General features: G+C 69.6%; 21 protein-coding genes and 1 pseudogene. 11 read left to right on the plus strand and 11 right to left on the minus strand.

Going from position 1 to position 18,291, the window contains the following annotated elements; translation table 11 throughout:
• Nucleotides 1-16: 16 nt before the first annotated feature.
• The 7 genes from OG309_RS38210 (at nucleotide 17) to hypE (ending at nucleotide 6,405) form a co-directional block, all read left to right on the plus strand.
• Nucleotides 17-133, plus strand: a complete 117-nt coding sequence (locus tag OG309_RS38210) for a DUF6893 family small protein (RefSeq protein ID WP_402545665.1) — start codon at nucleotides 17-19, stop codon at nucleotides 131-133.
• Nucleotides 134-271: 138 nt separating this feature from the next.
• Nucleotides 272-667, plus strand: coding sequence for a hydrogenase maturation nickel metallochaperone HypA/HybF (locus OG309_RS36840; protein ID WP_329427790.1), 396 nt, complete (start codon nucleotides 272-274; stop codon nucleotides 665-667).
• Between the two features lie 2 nt (nucleotides 668-669).
• Entirely contained in the window at nucleotides 670-1,365 is a 696-nt protein-coding gene (gene hypB / locus OG309_RS36845; protein ID WP_329427792.1) for a hydrogenase nickel incorporation protein HypB, read from the plus strand.
• Nucleotides 1,362-3,809 carry a carbamoyltransferase HypF gene (gene hypF / locus OG309_RS36850; RefSeq protein WP_329427794.1) on the plus strand — a complete coding sequence of 816 codons (2,448 nt, stop codon included), beginning with the start codon at nucleotides 1,362-1,364 and terminating at the stop codon, nucleotides 3,807-3,809. The genes hypB and hypF overlap by 4 nt, the downstream gene beginning before the upstream one ends.
• 10 nt (nucleotides 3,810-3,819) lie before the next feature.
• Nucleotides 3,820-4,137 carry a HypC/HybG/HupF family hydrogenase formation chaperone gene (locus OG309_RS36855; protein WP_329427796.1) on the plus strand — a complete coding sequence of 106 codons (318 nt, stop codon included), beginning with the start codon at nucleotides 3,820-3,822 and terminating at the stop codon, nucleotides 4,135-4,137.
• Entirely contained in the window at nucleotides 4,134-5,318 is a 1,185-nt protein-coding gene (gene hypD, locus OG309_RS36860) for a hydrogenase formation protein HypD (RefSeq protein WP_329427797.1), read from the plus strand. Before OG309_RS36855 ends, hypD begins: the two co-directional genes overlap by 4 nt.
• Nucleotides 5,311-6,405, plus strand: a complete 1,095-nt coding sequence (hypE, locus tag OG309_RS36865) for a hydrogenase expression/formation protein HypE (protein WP_443067619.1) — start codon at nucleotides 5,311-5,313, stop codon at nucleotides 6,403-6,405. Before hypD ends, hypE begins: the two co-directional genes overlap by 8 nt.
• Nucleotides 6,406-6,407: 2 nt before the next feature.
• Here the strand turns inward: hypE and OG309_RS36870 are convergent, their stop codons facing one another.
• From OG309_RS36870 to OG309_RS36880, 3 genes are all read right to left on the minus strand, one after another.
• Nucleotides 6,408-6,638, minus strand: a complete 231-nt coding sequence (locus OG309_RS36870) for a hypothetical protein (RefSeq protein ID WP_329427798.1) — start codon at nucleotides 6,636-6,638, stop codon at nucleotides 6,408-6,410.
• Nucleotides 6,622-6,879 carry a DUF6400 family protein gene (locus tag OG309_RS36875; protein WP_329427800.1) on the minus strand — a complete coding sequence of 86 codons (258 nt, stop codon included), beginning with the start codon at nucleotides 6,877-6,879 and terminating at the stop codon, nucleotides 6,622-6,624. The genes OG309_RS36870 and OG309_RS36875 overlap by 17 nt, the downstream gene beginning before the upstream one ends.
• A 382-nt stretch (nucleotides 6,880-7,261) precedes the next feature.
• Entirely contained in the window at nucleotides 7,262-7,867 is a 606-nt protein-coding gene (locus OG309_RS36880; RefSeq protein WP_329427802.1) for a hypothetical protein, read from the minus strand.
• A 1,596-nt stretch (nucleotides 7,868-9,463) separates the two neighbouring features.
• Between OG309_RS36880 and OG309_RS36885 the strand changes: the two genes are divergently transcribed.
• Nucleotides 9,464-10,003 carry an SMI1/KNR4 family protein gene (locus OG309_RS36885; protein ID WP_329428739.1) on the plus strand — a complete coding sequence of 180 codons (540 nt, stop codon included), beginning with the start codon at nucleotides 9,464-9,466 and terminating at the stop codon, nucleotides 10,001-10,003.
• Between the two features lie 65 nt (nucleotides 10,004-10,068).
• Here OG309_RS36885 and OG309_RS36890 read toward each other — a convergent pair whose 3' ends face one another.
• On the minus strand, nucleotides 10,069-10,800 hold the full coding sequence (locus OG309_RS36890) for a transposase family protein (protein WP_329427804.1): 732 nt from the start codon (nucleotides 10,798-10,800) through the stop codon (nucleotides 10,069-10,071).
• A gap of 445 nt (nucleotides 10,801-11,245) precedes the next feature.
• On the opposite strand from OG309_RS36890, the gene OG309_RS36900 reads away from it, so the two are divergent.
• Entirely contained in the window at nucleotides 11,246-11,623 is a 378-nt protein-coding gene (locus OG309_RS36900; RefSeq protein ID WP_329427806.1) for a hypothetical protein, read from the plus strand.
• Between the two features lie 273 nt (nucleotides 11,624-11,896).
• On the opposite strand, the gene OG309_RS36905 is transcribed toward OG309_RS36900, so the two are convergent.
• The 3 genes from OG309_RS36905 to OG309_RS36915 form a co-directional block, all read right to left on the minus strand.
• Nucleotides 11,897-12,028 carry a hypothetical protein gene (locus tag OG309_RS36905; protein ID WP_329427807.1) on the minus strand — a complete coding sequence of 44 codons (132 nt, stop codon included), beginning with the start codon at nucleotides 12,026-12,028 and terminating at the stop codon, nucleotides 11,897-11,899.
• Nucleotides 12,029-12,162: 134 nt separating this feature from the next.
• A complete protein-coding gene (locus OG309_RS36910) occupies nucleotides 12,163-12,555 on the minus strand; it encodes a hypothetical protein (RefSeq protein ID WP_329427808.1) in 393 nt (130 codons plus the stop codon).
• 773 nt (nucleotides 12,556-13,328) lie between these two features.
• On the minus strand, nucleotides 13,329-13,922 hold the full coding sequence (locus OG309_RS36915; protein ID WP_329427810.1) for a hypothetical protein: 594 nt from the start codon (nucleotides 13,920-13,922) through the stop codon (nucleotides 13,329-13,331).
• Between the two features lie 202 nt (nucleotides 13,923-14,124).
• Here OG309_RS36915 and OG309_RS36920 point away from each other — a divergent pair, with 202 nt between their 5' ends.
• Both OG309_RS36920 and OG309_RS36925 read left to right on the plus strand, forming a co-directional pair.
• Nucleotides 14,125-15,261, plus strand: coding sequence for a hypothetical protein (locus tag OG309_RS36920; RefSeq protein WP_329427812.1), 1,137 nt, complete (start codon nucleotides 14,125-14,127; stop codon nucleotides 15,259-15,261).
• Between the two features lie 131 nt (nucleotides 15,262-15,392).
• Nucleotides 15,393-15,512 (plus strand): annotated as a pseudogene (locus OG309_RS36925) (hypothetical protein); the annotation flags it as partial.
• A 129-nt stretch (nucleotides 15,513-15,641) separates the two neighbouring features.
• Here the strand turns inward: OG309_RS36925 and OG309_RS36930 are convergent.
• The 4 genes from OG309_RS36930 to OG309_RS36945 form a co-directional block, all read right to left on the minus strand.
• A complete protein-coding gene (locus OG309_RS36930) occupies nucleotides 15,642-15,944 on the minus strand; it encodes a hypothetical protein (protein ID WP_329427813.1) in 303 nt (100 codons plus the stop codon).
• Nucleotides 15,941-16,156, minus strand: a complete 216-nt coding sequence (locus OG309_RS36935) for a hypothetical protein (RefSeq protein ID WP_329428764.1) — start codon at nucleotides 16,154-16,156, stop codon at nucleotides 15,941-15,943. Before OG309_RS36935 ends, OG309_RS36930 begins: the two co-directional genes overlap by 4 nt.
• Before the next feature lie 1,073 nt (nucleotides 16,157-17,229).
• Nucleotides 17,230-17,598, minus strand: coding sequence for a hypothetical protein (locus OG309_RS36940; protein WP_329427815.1), 369 nt, complete (start codon nucleotides 17,596-17,598; stop codon nucleotides 17,230-17,232).
• A gap of 247 nt (nucleotides 17,599-17,845) precedes the next feature.
• Nucleotides 17,846-18,016, minus strand: coding sequence for a hypothetical protein (locus OG309_RS36945; RefSeq protein WP_329427817.1), 171 nt, complete (start codon nucleotides 18,014-18,016; stop codon nucleotides 17,846-17,848).
• Nucleotides 18,017-18,291 lie beyond the last annotated feature (275 nt).

The raw sequence follows: 18,291 nt of genomic DNA on the forward strand, positions 1-18,291 counted from the left end.
GGAAACGGAGAGCACCATGCACAGGAACGTCCTCGGCGCCGCGGTCGCCGTCACCGCCGCTCTGGCGGTCGCGGCCGCCGTCGTCGCAGTCCTCCCCGACCTCCGGCGCTACCTGCGCATCAGCCGGATGTGACGCCCCCTCGGGTTCGGTGACGCCCGCTGCACCGAACGGACGACACCGGCGCCCGGTGCGGCGTGCCGGGCACCCTGCCCATCGCCCCCGTCCTCTAATGGCACCCGAGACCCACCCCCGCGCGCAGGACGGAAGCACATGCACGAGATGTCCCTCGCGGTGGCCGTCGTCGACCAGGTCGAGGCCGCGGCGTCGTCGCGGGGGGCCGTCGGTGTCACCAGCGTCGAACTGGACGTGGGCGAGCTGGCCGGCGTCGTCGCCGACGCCCTCGCGTTCTCCTTCGAACTGGCCTGCGCCGGAACCGTTCTGGAGGGTGCCGAGCTCATCACCCGCACCGTCCCGGGTGTCGCACGCTGCGAGCCGTGCGCCGCCGACTGGGCCGTCGGCATGCCGCCCCGGCTGCTGTGCCCCACGTGCGGCGCCGCGGCCGGCGAACTGGTTTCGGGCCGAGAACTGCAGATCCGGGAGGTCCGCTGGGCCTGCCCCGACACCCCGCACGAGCGTCAACGCCAACCGATCACCGAGGAGAGCTGAGCATGTGCCGAGCCGTCGATCTCCAGCGCGCCGTCCTCGCCAAGAACGATGCTGCGGCACACGTCCTGCGCACCGAACTGACCGCCCGCGGAACCACCGTGGTCAACCTGCTCTCCAGCCCCGGCAGCGGTAAGACGGCCCTGCTGGAGCGCGAGCTGCGCCTCGCCGGCGAACGGGGCGTCAGCGCCGCCGCGCTCACCGCCGACCTCGCCACCGAGAACGACGCCCGCCGGCTGGCCCGCTCGGGCGCCCCCGTCAAGCAGGTCCTCACCGACGGCCTGTGCCACCTGGAGGCCGACATGGTCGCCCGGCACCTGCACGACTGGCTGCCCGAGTCCACCCGCCTGCTGTTCGTCGAGAACGTCGGCAACCTCGTCTGCCCCGCCGGTTACGACCTCGGGGAGTCCCTCCGCGTCGTCCTGGCCTCGGTCACCGAGGGCGAGGACAAGCCGCTCAAGTACCCCACCGCGTTCGGCCTCGCCCAGCTGGTGATCGTCACCAAGACCGACATGGCCGAGGCCGCGGAGTTCGACGAGCCGTCCTTCCGTGCCCACGTGCAGCAGGTCAACCCCGGCGTCGAGGTCGTCCTCAGCTCGGTACGGGACGGCCGGGGAGTCGGCACGCTCCTCGAGCGGGCCCTCGCGGTGGCCGAGGGGAACCACGTCCACACCCCGGCGATGGCACAGGCCGGCGCGTGACCACGGCACCGCCCGGGCCCGCCCCCGCCACGGCCCCGCGGCGCAGCCGTGTGGTCGTCCGCGGCGTCGTGCAGGGCGTGGGCTTCAGGCCCTTCGTCCACGCCCTCGCCACCGGGCTGCGCCTGTCCGGCCACGTCACCAACACCGCCGACGGCGTCGTCGCGGAGGTCGAGGGAGACCCCGCGGACGTCGCGTCCTTCTGCGCCCGCCTCGCGCCCGACGCACCGCCCCTGGCCCGGGTCGAGTCGGTCGAGGTGGCCGAGGTGACCGCGAACGGCGGCAGCGGGTTCACGATCGTGCCCTCCCGCCAAGGCGGCACTGTGCGCACCCTCGTCCCCCCCGACACCGCCACCTGCGACGACTGCCTCGCGGAGCTCGCGGACCCGTCCAACCGGCGCTATCTGCACCCCTTCATCACCTGCACCCACTGTGGCCCCCGTTTCACGATCGTCACAGGACTGCCCTACGACCGGGCCCACACCACCATGGCCGGCTTCCCGATGTGCCCGGACTGCGCCCGGGAGTACACCGAACCGGCCGACCGGCGCTTCCACGCCCAGCCCGTCGCCTGCCCCCACTGCGGCCCCCGGCTGCGGCTGGTCACGGCACCCGGCAACCCCGCACCCCTCCGCGCCGATCAGGCACCCGACTCTCGCCGCGCCGGCCACGATCCCGGCGCGGACCCGGTCACCGCCGCACGCGCACTGCTCGCCGCCGGCGCGATCCTCGCCATCAAGGGCCTGGGCGGCTATCACCTGGCCTGCGACGCGACGAATCGCAACGCGGTGGCCGAACTACGGCGCCGCAAAGCGCGTGGTGACAAACCGTTCGCGATGATGGCCGCAGGTCTCGCCGACATCGAGCCCCTGGCACACCTCAACCCGCTCGAACGCGACCTCCTCACCGGCGCCGTCCGGCCCGTCGTCCTGCTGCGCCGCCGCTACGACGCCCAGCCCGGCCACGAGTCGGCGCCGGCGCCGGAGGTCGCCCCCGGCAGCCCCGACCTCGGCTTCATGCTCCCGTACACCCCCGTACACCACCTCCTCCTCGGCCTCGGCAAGGGGTACCGAGACGGGCCCCGGCTCCTGGTGATGACCAGCGGCAACCTCTCGGGCGAACCCATCGTCACGGACGACGCGGATGCCCTGACCAGGCTCGCCGGTCTCGCGGACGCCTGGCTCCTGCACGACCGGACCATCCACGTGCCCTGCGACGACTCCGTCGTCCGCGTCTGCGACGGCGAGCAACTGACCCTGCGCCGCTCCCGGGGCTACGCCCCGCTGCCGGTCGCGCTGCCGGTCGAGGTCGCCCCCGCCCTCGCCGTCGGAGGAGACCTCAAGAACACCTTCTGCCTCGGCGACGCACGCCAGGCCTGGCTCTCCGCCCACATCGGCGACATGGACGACCTCGCCACCCAGACCGCCCTCACCTCCGCCGAACGGCAGCTCGAGTCCGTCACCGGCGTACGGCCCCGGCTGCTCGCCGCCGACCGTCACCCCGGCTACCGGTCCACCCGATGGAGCCGCGAACACGCCGAGGGACGGCCCGTCGTCCCCGTCCAGCACCACCACGCGCACGTCGCGGCGGCGATGGCCGAGAACGGTCTCGACGGCACCAGACCCGTGATCGGTGTCGCGTTCGACGGCACCGGCTACGGCCTCGACGGCGCCGTGTGGGGCGGTGAGTTCCTGCTCGCGGACTACGCGGGGTTCGAGCGGTTCGCGCACCTGGCCTACGTCCCTTTGCCGGGCGGCGACGCGGCCGTACGACGGCCCTACCGCATGGCCCTGTCCCACCTGCGGGCCGCAGGCCTCGCCGCCGACCCCGCCCTGCCTTGCACGCGCGCTTGCCGGCCCGGAGAACTGCCCCTCCTGGAGAAGCAGCTGGCGCGCGGGCTGAACTGCGTGCCCACGTCCAGCATGGGGCGCCTGTTCGACGCCGTCTCTTCCCTTGTAGGGATCCGCCAGCACGCGCACTACGAGGCGCAGGCCGCGATCGAGCTGGAGGCGGCGGCCTTGCGCGCACCCGGCGTTGCCGAGGACGAACGCTATGTCTTCCGGATCGGCTCGCCGGAGCCCGGTGCCCCACTCACCGCGGACCCCGCACCCCTTCTGACGGCGGTGGTCGCCGACGTCCTGGACGGGACACCCCCGGCCGTCGTCGCGGCGCGGTTCCACCACGGCGTGGCCCGACTCGTGGCGACGGTCTGCGCCGCCGCCCGCAGGGAGAGCGGCGTGGCGACCGTGGCCCTGACCGGGGGAGTGTTCGCGAACACGGTGCTCTCCTCGGCCTGTGCCGAAGAGCTGCGAGCGGACGGCTTCACCGTCCTGCGCCACCGCATGATCCCGCCGAACGACGGGGGTCTGGCCCTTGGGCAACTCGTCGTGGCCGCCAGGCTGACGGACCGGGCGGACCCCGTGACACCGCTACGAGAGCGACAGTGAGGAGACACCCATGTGCCTGGCGGTTCCCGGAAGGGTGCTGGACGTCGAGGACCGGGACGGCACCCGGATGGCCACGGTCGACTTCGGCGGTGTGGTCAAGGAGGTGTGCCTGGAGTACCTGCCGGACCTGAAGCCGGGCGAGTACGCCATCGTGCACGTGGGCTTCGCTCTCCAGAAGCTCGACGAGGAGTCGGCCAAGCGGACCCTGGAACTGTTCGAGACCCTCGGCCTGCTCCAGGAGGAGTTCGCGGATCCGTGGGAGGCCGCCGAGGCCGAGTTGAGCGAGTGGCAGACGCAGGACGACGTCCACGGGGAGGCACGGCCGTGAAGTACATCGACGAGTTCCAGAACCCTGACCTGGCACGTCGGCTGCTCGACGAGATCCGGGCCGCGGTGACCCGCCCCTGGGCCCTCATGGAGGTGTGCGGCGGCCAGACCCACAGCATCATCCGGCACGGCATCGACCAGCTTCTGCCCCCCGAGATCGAGCTGATCCACGGCCCGGGCTGCCCGGTGTGCGTCACCCCTTTGGAGATGATCGACAAGGCCCTGGAGATCGCGATGCGGCCGGGGGTGATCTTCTGCTCGTTCGGCGACATGCTGCGCGTCCCCGGCACCGGCCGTGACCTGTTCCAGGTCCGCGGGCAGGGCGGCGATGTCCGCGTGGTCTACTCCCCGTTGGACGCGCTGCGGATCGCCGAGGAGAACCCGGAGCGGGAGGTGGTCTTCTTCGGCATCGGCTTCGAGACCACGGCGCCCCCCAACGCGATGACGGTCCATCAGGCGCGCAAGCGCAACATCCGCAACTTCAGTCTGCTCGTGTCCCACGTCAGGGTGCCCCCGGCCATCGACGCGATCATGCGGTCCCCGGACTGCCGCGTCCAAGGCTTTCTCGCGGCGGGCCACGTCTGCAGCGTCATGGGCACGGCCGAGTACCCCGATCTCGCACGACGCCACCGGGTGCCGATCGTGGTCACCGGATTCGAGCCGCTGGACGTCCTGGAAGGCGTACGCAGGACTGTGCTTCAGCTGGAGCGGGGCGAGCACACCGTCGAGAACGCCTATCAGCGCGCCGTGACGGCCGAGGGCAACCCGGCGGCGCAGGCGATGCTGAGCGACGTCTTCGAGATCACCGACCGGGCCTGGCGGGGCATCGGCGCCATCCCCGACAGCGGCTGGCGCCTTTCCGAACGTTACCGGGACCACGACGCCGAGTACCGCTTCTCCGTCGAGGGCATCGACACCCGCGAGCCCGCCGAGTGCCGCAGCGGGGAAGTCCTCCAGGGCCTGCTGAAACCGAACGAATGCGAGGCGTTCGGCACCACCTGCACACCCCGCTCCCCACTCGGCGCCACCATGGTCTCCAGCGAGGGCGCCTGCGCCGCCTACTACCTCTACCGGCGGCTCGACGGCGCAACCCCCGGCCGGCGGCCTGCGGCATCGGCCCGCATGACATCTGGAACCCCGTCCCCGGCCACTGCTTCCCTGGAGGGCAGCCCCCTTGCCTGACACCGTCCGCACCACCCCGGCCGCCGCCGCACGACCCGTGCCCGACATGCTCGCCTGGACCTGCCCGGCGCCGCTGCGCGACCACCCCCGGATCGTCATGGGCCACGGCGGCGGAGGAGCACTGTCCGCCGAACTGATCGAGCACGTCTTCGCGCCTGCCTACGGCGGACCGGCCCTCGCGCACACCGCCGACGCGGCCGAGATCCGGATCGGCGGCGCCCGCCTGGCGTTCTCCACGGACTCCTTCGTCGTGCGCCCCCTGTTCTTCCCCGGCGGCAGCATCGGCGACCTCGCCGTCAACGGCACCGTGAACGACCTCGCCATGAGCGGAGCCCGGGCAAGCCACCTGTCCTGCGGGTTCATCCTGGAGGAAGGCGTCGAGACCCAGGTGGTCGCCCGCGTCGCGCAAGCCCTCGGCACGGCGGCCCGCGCCGCCGGCGTCCAGGTCGTCACCGGCGACACCAAGGTCGTGGAAGCGGGCCACGGGGACGGCATCTACATCAACACCTCGGGCGTCGGACTCATCCCCGACGGCGTCGACCTGCGCCCACAGCGGGTGGTGCCCGGCGACGTGGTGATCGTGAGCGGTCCGATCGGCATGCACGGCGTGGCGATCATGAGCGTGCGGGAGGGCCTCGAGTTCGGTGTCGAGATCAGCAGCGACTGCGCACCGCTCGGCGGCCTCGTCGAGGCGATGCTCGACGTCACACGGGACCTGCATGTGCTCCGTGACCCCACGCGCGGCGGCCTGGCCGCCTCGCTGAACGAGATCGCGGCGGCTTCGGGCACGGGAGTCGTCATCCAGGAGCGGGCCGTTCCGGTCCCCGAAGCGGTCGGCAACGCCTGCGCGGTGCTCGGACTCGACCCCATGTACGTGGCGAACGAGGGCAAGCTCGTGGCGTTCGTCCCGCGCGAGCACGCGGACGCCGTACTCGTCGCGATGCGGGCCCACCCCTTGGGCGTCGGAGCGGCGATGATCGGCGAGGCGGTCGAGACCCACCCGGGCATGGTGGTGGCGCGTACCGGACTGGGCGGCACTCGCGTCGTGGACATGCCGCTCGGGGAGCAGCTGCCGCGCATCTGCTGAGCTCAGGCCCGTCCGCCGCGTCGCCCGCGGGAGGTGTCGAGGGTCCACATGTGGGTGCAGTTCGGGCACTGGAGGTGGACCCGATGCCCCTTGTTCCCGATCATGTAGCGCCAGTGGTTCCGACAGTTCCGGCGGTCCAGGCAGGTCCCGCAGTCACGGGCGTCGTCGCAGCCGGGGCACGCGACCCACGCCCGCCGTGCCGGGTCGGCGTGGGGATCAATCGGAAGACGCACCGCCCGCCACCTCCCTGGGCAGGACACCGGCCTCGACCAGCATCGCGTACAGCCGCTGCTGTTCCTCGTCCAGTCCCGAGTACAGCAGGGCGTCCGCAGCCTCCTCCTCACGCAGGACGGCCACGGGGTCCCAGTCGGGCCCGAGGGCCGCTACGACCTCGGCGCGCCGGCGGGCCTCCTCGGAGGTGAGGTCGATGTGGAAGGAGACGAGGTCGGAATGAGGGAGGTGGAACCGGTTCATGGGCGACTTTCAGGGCTAATCGAACGCATACCCGACCACGTCTACCAGAGCGCCTGTCGCTCGCGGAAGCATCCGTCCCGTGTTCACCGGTCGCTGTGGCACACCTCATGCCGAAGAAGTGCTTGGCGGAGGCCTCAGGGCCCGCCCTGCGGGCACCCGGCCCCTGACGCGCCGACATGCCCCGCCCCGCCCGTACTGAGGGCCATCCCGGCCCCGGCGCAGGCCTGGAAGGCTCGGATCCCCGCCCAGTACGTGGGTGCGCTCGGTCTCAGGTCGTGCGTACCGCTGGCGAGGCCCGACACGTCCGTCGCCGTCGGCGCCGCGGACCACCGCGTGCTCCACGCTCGTCCTCGCGTTGCCGGTCGAACCCGTCACATGATCCTCAAGGCATCCATCTGATCTTGACGAACGGTCGGTGCGACCGCCGCCGACCACTGGCCTCGGCTCGGAGAGGTGTCGGTCGGGCACTGGGCGTGAGGGTCATGGCCACTGCGGCCAGCCGTAGGTCCTCCAGCTGCCCGGCCTGCCGTTCGGCACGGTCCGCCAGGTGGTGGACCGTCGTGACGTCGATCCTTTCGTCGCTGCGGGCGATCTCGCTCAGGGACTGCCAGAGGGCCAGTTTGCCCTCGACACCTAGACGAAGAGCCTCCAGTTCGAGTACGGCGCTGAGGGGCGAGCGGGAGAAGAGCCGGCCGTTGAGCTTGGCTCGGCCGAGCTTCTCGGCGCACCGCATGACCAGGGGCCGCACCCGCGGCACGGGAACGTCGAGCGACGCCATGATCCCCTCCAGGCTCGCACGGTCCTCGGCGATCTCGCCGGCCAGCGCCCGCAGCCAATGCCCGGCGGGCCCCTGGTGGTGAGCCCGGGCCATGCGGCGGGCGAGTGCGTGGCCGGCGGCCGAGCCCGCGTAGTGATCGCTTAGGTAGATGCGCAGCAGGCGGTCCGGATCCGGTGAGGAGCACCGGAGACGGCCACGGTCGGTATGCATGTCACCAACTCCCGAACTCCCGCCGAGACGACGGCCCAGCCGCCGGGGTCGACCGCCCCGGGCGAGCACGCGCGACCCGCACGACGGCCCGGGACGCAACCTCCGCTTTGGCGGCTGCTTCCGACCGGCGACTGTCCCGTCCGGAAGCGGAGAAACGTCGAGGGAGACATCTACCCTCAATGCCTCTGCAATGCCTCTGCGCGCCGAGCGCATCCGCGAGTCGGCGCCCTCCGGACCTCTCGGAGCGGAGGAGCTCGACCACCTTCCGGTCGATGGAGCAAGACCGAGAACGCCGCCCTGCAGGACGTTCACCCAGCGCCCGCCAGCCAGGGCGGGCGGACGACGACCGCGGGCGCTGCTCTTGCTATCCGGCATACGCGGCCGCCCGGCCACGGCAGGACACGGCAGATGACAAAGCGAAATCGAGAGTTGACAACTCTCCCACCCCATCAAAAGGCGCGGTGCAGCCTTTCAGCGGCATGCCTGTACCCGCTGAACTCCGTCTCGTGGCCATGGGGGCAGACATGAAGGGCATCCGAGCCGCCCACGACGATCGCCGCGGAGCCGGAGCCGGAGCCGGAGCCGGAGCCGGTGGCGTGTGCGAGGAGGCGGCGGAGGCATTCGGCTCGGCGTGATCAGCTCAGCCGTCTGGGACGGCATCAAGGCCGTGGTCAAGGGACGTACAGGTGACGGCAAGCCGCATCCGAACCCAAGGCCCGACTCCACCTCGCCGTGCTGGGGGGAGCACCGACTACGCCCGAACGGGCACATTGCAGGGCCCGCATAGGATTCACGGCGTTCCCTCGCACCGCCAGGGGTCGGGACGTCCCATGCGCGCCAGGCCGCGCCTTCGCGGAGGCAGCTCACCACGCACACCCGCATCCGCGGCGGCTCCGGCGCCGCCCTCGCCAGCACCCGGGCCGCTGCCTACCCACGCTCAGGAGCCGCGGACCACGTCGCCCAGGTCGGCGAAGGGCTCGACAAGTGCTCCGCGTTCACGACGGCCCTGCAAGGAACAACGATGAACGTCCAGGTCATACGTCTGCCGACGCCACGATTCGGGGACGGTTCCCCAACGCTCCGTCTGTCGGCGGGACGTCGAGGTGGGCCTCTCCACCTCCAGACGGACGTGGTGGTCCTGCGCGGCGGGGACACCGTGCTGCAATTCCAGTACACCCCCATGGATCACTCCGGCCACGAGCAATTCGCATCCCTCGCCAAGCTGGCAGTGGACAAGTCCAGGGAGGTCGACCAGAGCTGAGCCTCTGCCAGCCGGCGACACACTCGCGAGCTTCGCCACTCCAGGGTGACTCCGTGGCCCTCGCTTGATCCCTGGAAGTTCCTCGGCTGGGCCCGCCGGGCACGATGGGTGGTCTGTGAAAAGTCGCGGGCGGTCACTTCGCTGAGGGGCCGACCCTGCGCTTCGGGGCGGAAGATGATCGCGAGGAGGGGAATGCATGCTCGAAGTACCATCCCTGCAAGGTTCTCCGGCCGGTACTTCCCAACCTCCGCAGCGGCGTAGTCGGACGGAGACATCCCTGTAGAGAGGACAGAGGGCACAGGGCGATGAGTGTGGCTGAGAGTTGGTCGCGCGTGATGAGTCTTCTTCGGGAGCACGCGCCGGCCGATCACGCGGATCTGCCAGGGCCCGCTACGGAGCAGATGCTCGCGGCAGCCGAGGAACGGATGGGGGTCTCCCTGCATGGGGACCTGCGGACGTGGCTGTTGCAGAACAATCTGGATCTGCCGGAGGAAGACGTCGACGACGAAGTGGCATGCTGCGGCTTCGACGGGTTCCCCGACGAGGGAAGCTTCTTTCTGGGCATCCGGGCGATGGAGAGGCTCTACGCGAACCGCTCCATGCCCGGTGGGTTCGACCCTCCGGACCAGCCGGACAATCCGTTCTGGCGTAACGAGTGGATCCCGTTCCTGTCGGACCAGGACGGCTGGAGGGGAAAGTTCATCGATGTGCGGGACGGGCGCGTCGGCAGCTGGTTCGTGGGTGACCCCACGGTCACGGGCGAGTACGAATCGATGGCCCAGTATTTCGACTCCGTAGCGGAGACGCTGACAAGGATCGCCGAGGGAAGCTCCCCGGTCTGTCGGTTCACCGAAGGTCGACTTGTCTGGTCGTGAGACGGTTCCCAACTGGAGACGGCCATGGCCAATCCGTCCTCACCCTGGAACGGCAATGAGATTCATCAGCGTTGACGTTCCGGGGCAAGGATGGCTGCGGCGATGACGGTCATCCGGGTGGGGCTGCAGCGGGCCCGGCGGAAGACCTGCCAGGACTTCAGTCGCGCGATGCTTCGTTCGACCGGTGCTCGTGCCGCTGACAGGGCACGGTTGATTGTCTGCTGGGTTGCGGTGAGATCCTGGCCGGGAAGCCGTCTGGGGCCGGCTCCGATGGAGGCGCGGTCGGTGAGCACGGGGACGCCCTGGCGTTCGCAGATCCGGATGATGCGGTGGGTGCGGGCCGCGGTCAGGTCGTGGGTGCGGCCGGGCAGCGCGGGTGAGATCCACAGCAGCTTGCCGGTGGGATCGGCGACGACCTGCAGGTTCCCACCGTGGCGGCTGTGCTTCTGGGAGAAGTCGGCCCGGCTGTCGCCGACGCGGTCGCACTCGGCAAGCGTCCCGTCGAGCAGGACGGGATCAGGATCGGCCTCTCGCAGGACCCACAGCAGTCCGGGTGCCCGGCGGGACAGGTGATCGACGACGGCCGTGACGTAGGCGTGGATGGTGCCGACGGGTATGCCGAAGCCAGCGGCGATCTGCGTGAGCGTGTCGTGCCGGCGGAGGTGGACCAGGCCGACGAGGGCCCGCTGGTGGGGCGGGAGCTTGCAGCGGCGGTCACCCTCACAGGTGACGATGAGCATCGATACCCACTCGACCAGGGCGTGCGGCAGGTCGAGTGCGGCAGGACGGGGAACCAACGAGGCTCCCGCGCTGGAGAGTTGAGACGTCGAACACCTCTCTCAACGGCACGGGAGCCACGTGCGTTGCGGGACGCTGGCCCGTCACCCGATCAGTGGCAACTCTGAAAGAGCTCAGTGTCACCGGTTTCCGGCGGTTGAACGGAGGGATGGGCCGAGGACGAATTGAGGCCAGCATCACCACCCGACCTTGATCGCGATGCCAAGCTCGACCGGAACGAGCAGGTGCTGGAACGCTCCCCGGGCCGGGTCTTCGCCTTCGACGGGTTCGGGCCGGCGCCACCAAGGCTCAGATGAGGGCCTCCCGGGTTTAGCGCCTGGGACGGGGGCGCCAGTGCAGGCGAAAATGCTCAGGTCAGGGGTCGGTACGTCGTGGGAGGATCCGGCTCGGCCTACGAAGGGGTTGCCTGCATGGGGGTTCACGTCCTGGTGGCACCCCGGCTACGTGACACTGCGCTTCGTCGCGGCCACGACGGGCATGAGTCTGGCGTTCGAGCGGTCAGCGAGCATCCGGAAGGTGTTCACCGGACTCACCGCAGCGAGCGGCGGGGTGTGTTGCCTGCTCGACACCGAGACGGTCACCTGGCAGATCTGTTGGCTGAACGGTGAACCGACGCATGACACCGTCCCAGGTTCGCGTTTCGCCGGCCACCAGGATCTGGTGGCTACCTGGCCCGCCCCGGACGGGGTGCGCGGTGGGACCGCGGGCCGGACGGACTGGACGCGGACGGTCTCGGTGGCACCGGTGCCCATGCCATTGCTCGACAGTCGCGCCGGCAGCTCGACACCGCACGCGACACCGAACACTCAACCTGCCGACTGAAGCGCTCGACCGTAGGAGTTGGCCAGACTTCGCTGAGACGCCGTCAAACTTCGATGAGACGGGTCAAGGGCGAGACCCTATAACGGCTGTGGGATCTCAAATCCCGTGTCGGAATCTCACGGCCGATGTCGGATGGAACTGAGGGGCCGTAGGTCCGGAGGAAGAGCACCGGCATGCCGTGGGGCACCTGGACGTGCCCGGCGTCCCGGTAGAGCGCAGCCAGGTCGGGACGGGGGGCGGACTGCCCTGGTACAGCCGGGCGTCGGCTCTCCCTTACCGGCGGCCGCGGATGTCCCCGAGCACGGGGTGCTGAAGGAGGTCCCAGACCGCGTACGACGCCGGGAGGCGGTCGGTGAGCATACGGGCACGGGAGGTGCCGGAGTCGTCGTTTATGTGGGCTGCCATGCCTGTCTCATCGATGCTGACCCACAGGCAAAGCGAGCCGAGACGGATCCGGCCGCGGGCTCTCTGGACGATTCCTGCCCGGACGCGGGTCCGCGGTCGCGCTGACGAGGCGCACGCGGGCGGCGTCGCCTGGCCTACCTCCGGGGTGATGACGCTGGGTGTGACGGATCATCGAAGGACGGCAGGACCCCGGTCCACGTCAGGTGACTCGGTGCTCCGTTGGGCGCCTGAAGCGAATCACGAGCGTACTTCTCGGCCCGCTTGAGCTGCTCCCGCATCTGTTCTTCGAACCGAGCCAGGTGAGGATCCAGCGTGTCAGTGCCCTCCCCTTGCCCAACGAAGTAGCTGCTGAACATGCCAAAGGTCAGTAGGGTTTCGCTGACGAGATCCGCGACGGTCTCGTCAGCCTCCAGGCGGGCTGTCATCATCACCGTGTGGAGCCCTTCGAGGGTCTCCGTGAAGCGTCGTGTTTCCGCTTCCCGCTCCTCCCGGTTCATGAACCGGCGGTTGTACATGGCCGTCGTCATGTCGCGGTGAAGCCCTCGACACGTGCCGAGCAACTGCACGTACGCCTCGCGTCGAAGCTGACGGAGCCACTGTGCATGAGCGGCTTCTGCGGTCCTGTCAGCTTGATACCTAGCCCCCTGTAAGGCGATCCTGGCGGCGCCCCAGGCTCCACCGGCGCCGAGAGCGGCACCACCAAGAGCGCCGATCAACCCCGCTAACGCTGCGTCCATGTCTCCCCCCGGCGGTGAAACGCTGTTAGCTCTCGAACCTGGCCCTGTTCAAGCGCCGGCTCAGACGCCGAGCCACGCTCTTGTGGCCTGCTCCGGCAGGTTCGTTGGTTTCGGGCACAGTGCTCGTCGTAGCTGTCTTCACGTGCAGGAACTGCCGATCCTGCCGCACGTGGAAAGCAGAGCGCCACCGGCGCAACGAGGCCGTGGCCGATCACGGCGGTCTGCACTCTGCGCTTGTCCATCGCCATGGGACCTCCCGCTGCGCCGAGACGAAGACCGCTTCTTCCGGCGCTGCCGGGGCTCCCCGCCGGTCGACCCGGCGGGGAGCCCCTCATTCAGAAAGCGGAGTGCGTCCCAGGGGGGTCAGCTCAGCCTCGGCCGTCGCACGCCTTGCAGTCGCCGGTGCCCCGGCAGCTGTCGCACTTCCACACGCCTCGGTAGCCGGAGCCATCGCAGGTGGTGCACTTTCCATCACCCTTGCAGCGCTGGCACTTGTTCCACATGGTGAGTCCTCGTTTCGACGTCTTGGACGGTTGAATGTCCTCGGCCAACAGGTAGCGGGGTCACAGGTTGACGGTGCCGCTCCACCCGGCCTTGGGCAGCAGGTTGTTGTAGTAGTGGTTGGGGGTCAGGGAGACGCCGTAGGGCTTGGGGTCGGGCAGGTGCCGACTGTTGTTCAGCCAGGGGCTGTACGCGTGGAAGACGTCCACGCTCTTGGTCAGGCAGTTGTTGCGGGCCAGGTTGTAACCGTTGCCTGCGCTCGCGCGGGCCGCCCGCTGCGCCTTGGCCACATTGGCGGACGGTGTATTGAGGCACCGGTACTTCACGTAGCGCTGGTTGCCGGCGTGCCGGGTCTTGAAGTTGTGAAGCATCCGGTTCCAGGACCCGGTCTGGATGAAGGTGGCCTTGGGCTGGCCGGTGTCGCCCTCGGTGGCGCCATACGTCCAGGTCTTGCCGCTGCTTCGGAAGGCCCAGCCGATGTGCCCGAAGGGCCGGAGCCCCCCGGGGCCGTCGACGTCGACGGAGTTGGGCGCGAGGACGAGGCATACCCGGCCGCCGGAGGCGGCTTCGGCGGGTGTGGACGCCGTGGTGAGGGCAGCGGTGGCGAGCACTGTCGCAGTCACAGTCGCCGCGAAGGCGCTCTTGATCTTGCTCATTGTGGTGGTTCTCCTGTTCTCGGTGGCCCCCAAGAGGGGGCGACGGCCGGGCGTCCCGCGCCGCTGACACTGAATGTCCCGTAGCCGCACAGGGAGATCACCAGTGCAAGGGGGGTGAGGATTTGCAGCGCAACTTGCACCTCCGTAACCTGCTTCTTCTCGGTTGCACCGCAACGAGATGTCCCTGGGAGGGGAGCCGTTGATGGGGGATCAGGCGGAGTCGTTCGCGGACTTGTCGCACCGCCTGGCGCAGGCCCTCGACGCGTGGCAGACATGCGTGGGAGAACCGACCGCTCAGGGGAAGCCGCCGCGCAAGGTCCTGGTGAAGGCTCTGGAGGCAGAGCGGGAGACACCGGTATGGCAGTCTCGCAAGAAGATCGACGAGGCACTGCTGTCGTACTGGCTGAAGGGCCGCGACCAACTGTTGCCCGGCGTCAAGCACAACCGGCTGCCCAGCGAAGACGACTGCGCGGCTGTTGCTCGGGTGCTGAAGGATCACGCGCCCGAGAATGCTGAAATGCTCCCCAAGATCGGCTGGGAGATCGCCGACCTGGCGCGCCGCCTTCGAGTTGCAGGTGGACCGGGCTGGAGGAACCGAGTCCTGGCGAGCATCACCGGGCAGCCCGCCGAGCCCGTTGAACCGGCCGAGGCCATCGAGCCGACCCTCACCACGCGGGCTTCCGGACCGGCCACGACCACCGAACCGGCCGAACCCTTCGGAACAGCCAGCACGACTGGGCGACGCCGGACGAACGGGAGGGTCTGGGCGGCGGCCACAGTCGTAGGCGTGGCTGGGGCAATCGCGCTGGTCGTGTGGCTGGAGGTTAGTGGAGGGACTTCCTCTGCGGGTAAGAGGCCAATCGGGTCGGCCAGGCCAGGCACTCAGGGCGCGGACGTGGCCAAGCCGGGTCCTGCCGCCTCCACCGAGTCTGGCGGCGTTGAGGGCAACCACCGTTGCGGAAGGGCCCGGAGTGCAGGCGCGGTGTCGTGGACGCCGTGCGCAGTCCTCGCCAAGGACGGGACGATGTCCTTCCTGGTGCAGTTCACGAACACCTCGGGCAAGCCGGTCACAGTGAAGGCGAAGCTCGCGTACGTCCAGGCCTCGGTGGAGCAGACCTGTCCAGGCTCGTGGGGGAGGTCAGTGAAGATCACCGTCCCCGCCGGAACGACGGAGACTAGCCCGCTAGATGCGTGCACCGCTTCGTTGACGCCAGCTCAAGCATTCCAGGCCAAGGCCTGGGTAGTATCCGGTGACACAGCGCACTGGGGGTATCGCGAGCACTCTCCGACCCTGCACGTGCAGGGTGACGGCACCCCGGTATGGGCCGACGAAGCGTGACGGCCCGCCCTCAGTGTGCGTTCGGCAGCGTGGAGCTGCAGGAGGCCGCGAAGCCGATCCGGATCGGGTAAGCCCGCTGCTCGACCGCGCAGCAGGAACTCCAGAGCCGACTCGACGCCCTCGCCCGCGCCACGTGGAAGCGGGGCTTCTCCGAGGAGATCTCCACCCAGGTCAGGACGCGGCCCGAGCTTGAGCAGGCGCTCAAGCTCGCGTACGACATCCAGGAGGCCGCCCCGGACCAGGTGGTCATCCTCACCGTCCACGAGCTCAAGCGTCTCGCCCGCAACGCCGCCGAGCTGATGATCCTCTATGCGTCGCAGTGTGTGTGGCTATCCCCCAGTCGCGCACGGCGACCTCCGGGTCGAGCTGGCCCGCGTCCCTCAGGGGCTGGTGCAGCGCCTCGTAACCGGCGGACAGCACCGCCGATACCGGCAGACGTCCCCGGTCCGGGCGCAGGCCCCGCAGCTCTCCCAGTCGGTGTCGTACGGCTCGACCTCCACGCGCTCCTCGGGCCCGGAGGAGGGGAGGGCCAGGGCCGAGTCGGGGCGGGCGACGCCGAGCTCGCGCAGCGACCGATCCGCGGGCAGCTCACGCACCCGCAGGGCGAGCGCGGCCACGACGGCCGGCTGGTGCTCGACCAGCCGCTTCCACAAGTCATCGGCAGTGCGGACGGGGTCGTTCATAGCTCCGCTCCCGTCTTTGTCGCCGCCGGGGTGCCGTAGGGGGCGACCGCGGGGTGGGTGTACCGAACCGGCTTGCCGAGGGCCCGGGCGTCGTCGATCTCGGAGCGGGTGGAGTCCCCGATGTAGTCGCCGACGAAAGCGCCTGAGTTCGCGAACACTGAGCACTCGGCGCCCCGAACCTGGGCGGGAGCCGCGTGTCGGTTGGCGATCATCGTCGTTCTTTCATCCAGCAGGCGGAGCAAATGATGCCGTAGGTGACGACCAAAGCCCCGACGCCTGCAAGGCTCATGGTCATCGCCCCGCGTTGCGTCATTGCGCCATGGGCATAGCCCAGCCCTTCATGCACCACGTCGCACCTGAAATAAAGAAGCACAAGTTGACAATGTTGAGCAGGCGAGCCGACGCATACGGAGTCGTTTCGGTGAGAAGACTGCCGAGCACGACACCGACACTCGCGACCTTCGTCGGTGCGTTCCGGGAACTGGGGCACGGCCGGCCTGACGGGCCCTCGCTTCATGCTGCAGTACGTGACGAGGGAGACCAGGACGAGCAGTCCCTCGCGCGACTCGGACCTCGCCCACTATGTCGAGCATGGTGACTGTTTCTGCGACACGAGGGTGCGGACGCGATCCGCAAGTGCTGGCAGTCCTGAAGCCACGATCGCGGCTGCCCGCGGGGCCGCGGCCTGTTCGCGCGGCTCTCCGACTGAGTGGTCGCCCGTCCTGTGCCACGTGCGAAGGGGACACAGGACCGGGCCACACCACGTCCCGTCCTGTCCGGGGCGCTGCTGCGACCGTACGGAATGGCTTCCGGTGGCGCACCTGCTGACGGCCCGCCGGGTGAACGGCCCCAAGCCGCCGGTTCGACGGCCGGCTGGCCGGCGTCGGCTTCGATCTCGGCGAGGACCTCGTCCAGGCGCAGGCGCGCCCGTGGCAGACGCATGGGTTGGAGCGCAGGAATCGGGCCGTGGCGCTCATGGGCGCGGGCCTGGCCGTGCTGGTGTGCCGATGGGCATCCCTCGCGGTCCCGGTCGGTGGTAGGCGCCGCAGGCAGGGGCCCCGTCCCGCAGTCGTGCTGTGAGGGTGTGGGGTCTGGCTGGGCGGGGTGTTGGGCGAGCACGCTGCCGGGTGAGGCGTCCCAGGCGCGAGGACGCTTTGGCTCGTCCCACTCGGGGCGTAGGAGGGAGAACACGGCGAGGTCGTGGCGCCGGCCGCGTGATCCCCCGGCCTGGCCTTTCTGATCCCAGATACTTCAGCGAGGCGGTGAGCTGGGGCGGGGCCGGTCCTCACTGGCGCTCGTCCAGCCGGATGGCACGCCGCAGTGCGTCAGCCGCCTCATGGCTCGTGCCTTCTTGTTGCTCCAGCAGCGCCGCGGCGATCGCGTCCAGCTTGCGCTGAACGGCATGCGTGCCGCGCAGTTCGGCGTTCTTCAGCAGGGCGAGCAGCAGAAGGTTGACCGACGTCATGAGATCTCCGGCGAAAATCAACCAGGACAACGGCGGGTGTACGAAGTGCAGGACAATCGTGCCGAGGACCAGGAGCAGGCACAGGACGTAGAAGGCCGGCGAACTGGTGACGTTCGACGCTCGATCCGAGAACGCGGCGAACCAGTGCCGTCCGTCACCGCCCCGCTCGGCGGGATGATCAGTGGTCATGCCCGTCATCTTCCCCGTGACTGACCTCGCACTCTGGGCACGCGGGGCCGCGGGCGCGTCGCCGGAGCCGCCGTCGCAGGAGCTCATCCGCGGGTGCTGCTCTACCGCAGGCGGGGTGGGGTCACCCGTCGGTTCGAACTGGGTCCGGCCGCGAGTCGTCTGAGTGGCCGCGCCGTACCGTGGGCGTACGGCATCCGACAGACACTCATGGTGCTCACTCGTCAAGACGTCGACTGCGGTGTTCGAACTACTGCAGGTAGAGGGCAGCCAGACGCGGCAGGCGGCGAGCCATCTCGTCTGAGTCGTCGAAGGCGAAGGCCGAGGCAGGGTCCGGCTGCGGGTAGCGGGTGGTGGGTCTGCCCGCAGGAAGTTGGTCACCGGTCGCCGTGATGTGTGCGTTCCAGGCGACGACCAGCATGTACTCACCTTCCAGGTCGTCGCCGTCTACTGCGACGGCTTGAACGATGGGCAGTTCTGCGAGGGCATCAGGATCAGCGGCTGCACGCCCGCGCCTGAGAACGCCGGGTGGCCTGCAGCCGTGGGGTCGTGCGGCAGTCGCGCGTCCTGCCGGGCCAACGGGCAGTCATACACGGGATTTATGAGGTCATGCACTGGCGCCAACTGTTGAAGCGTCAGTTTCTTGTGGAGGGTGGAGTGATCACGACCGGGTCCGATCGACTCGGCATCCTCGAA

It is taken from the genome of Streptomyces sp. NBC_01268, from assembly GCF_036240795.1.
Classification (GTDB): domain Bacteria; phylum Actinomycetota; class Actinomycetes; order Streptomycetales; family Streptomycetaceae; genus Streptomyces.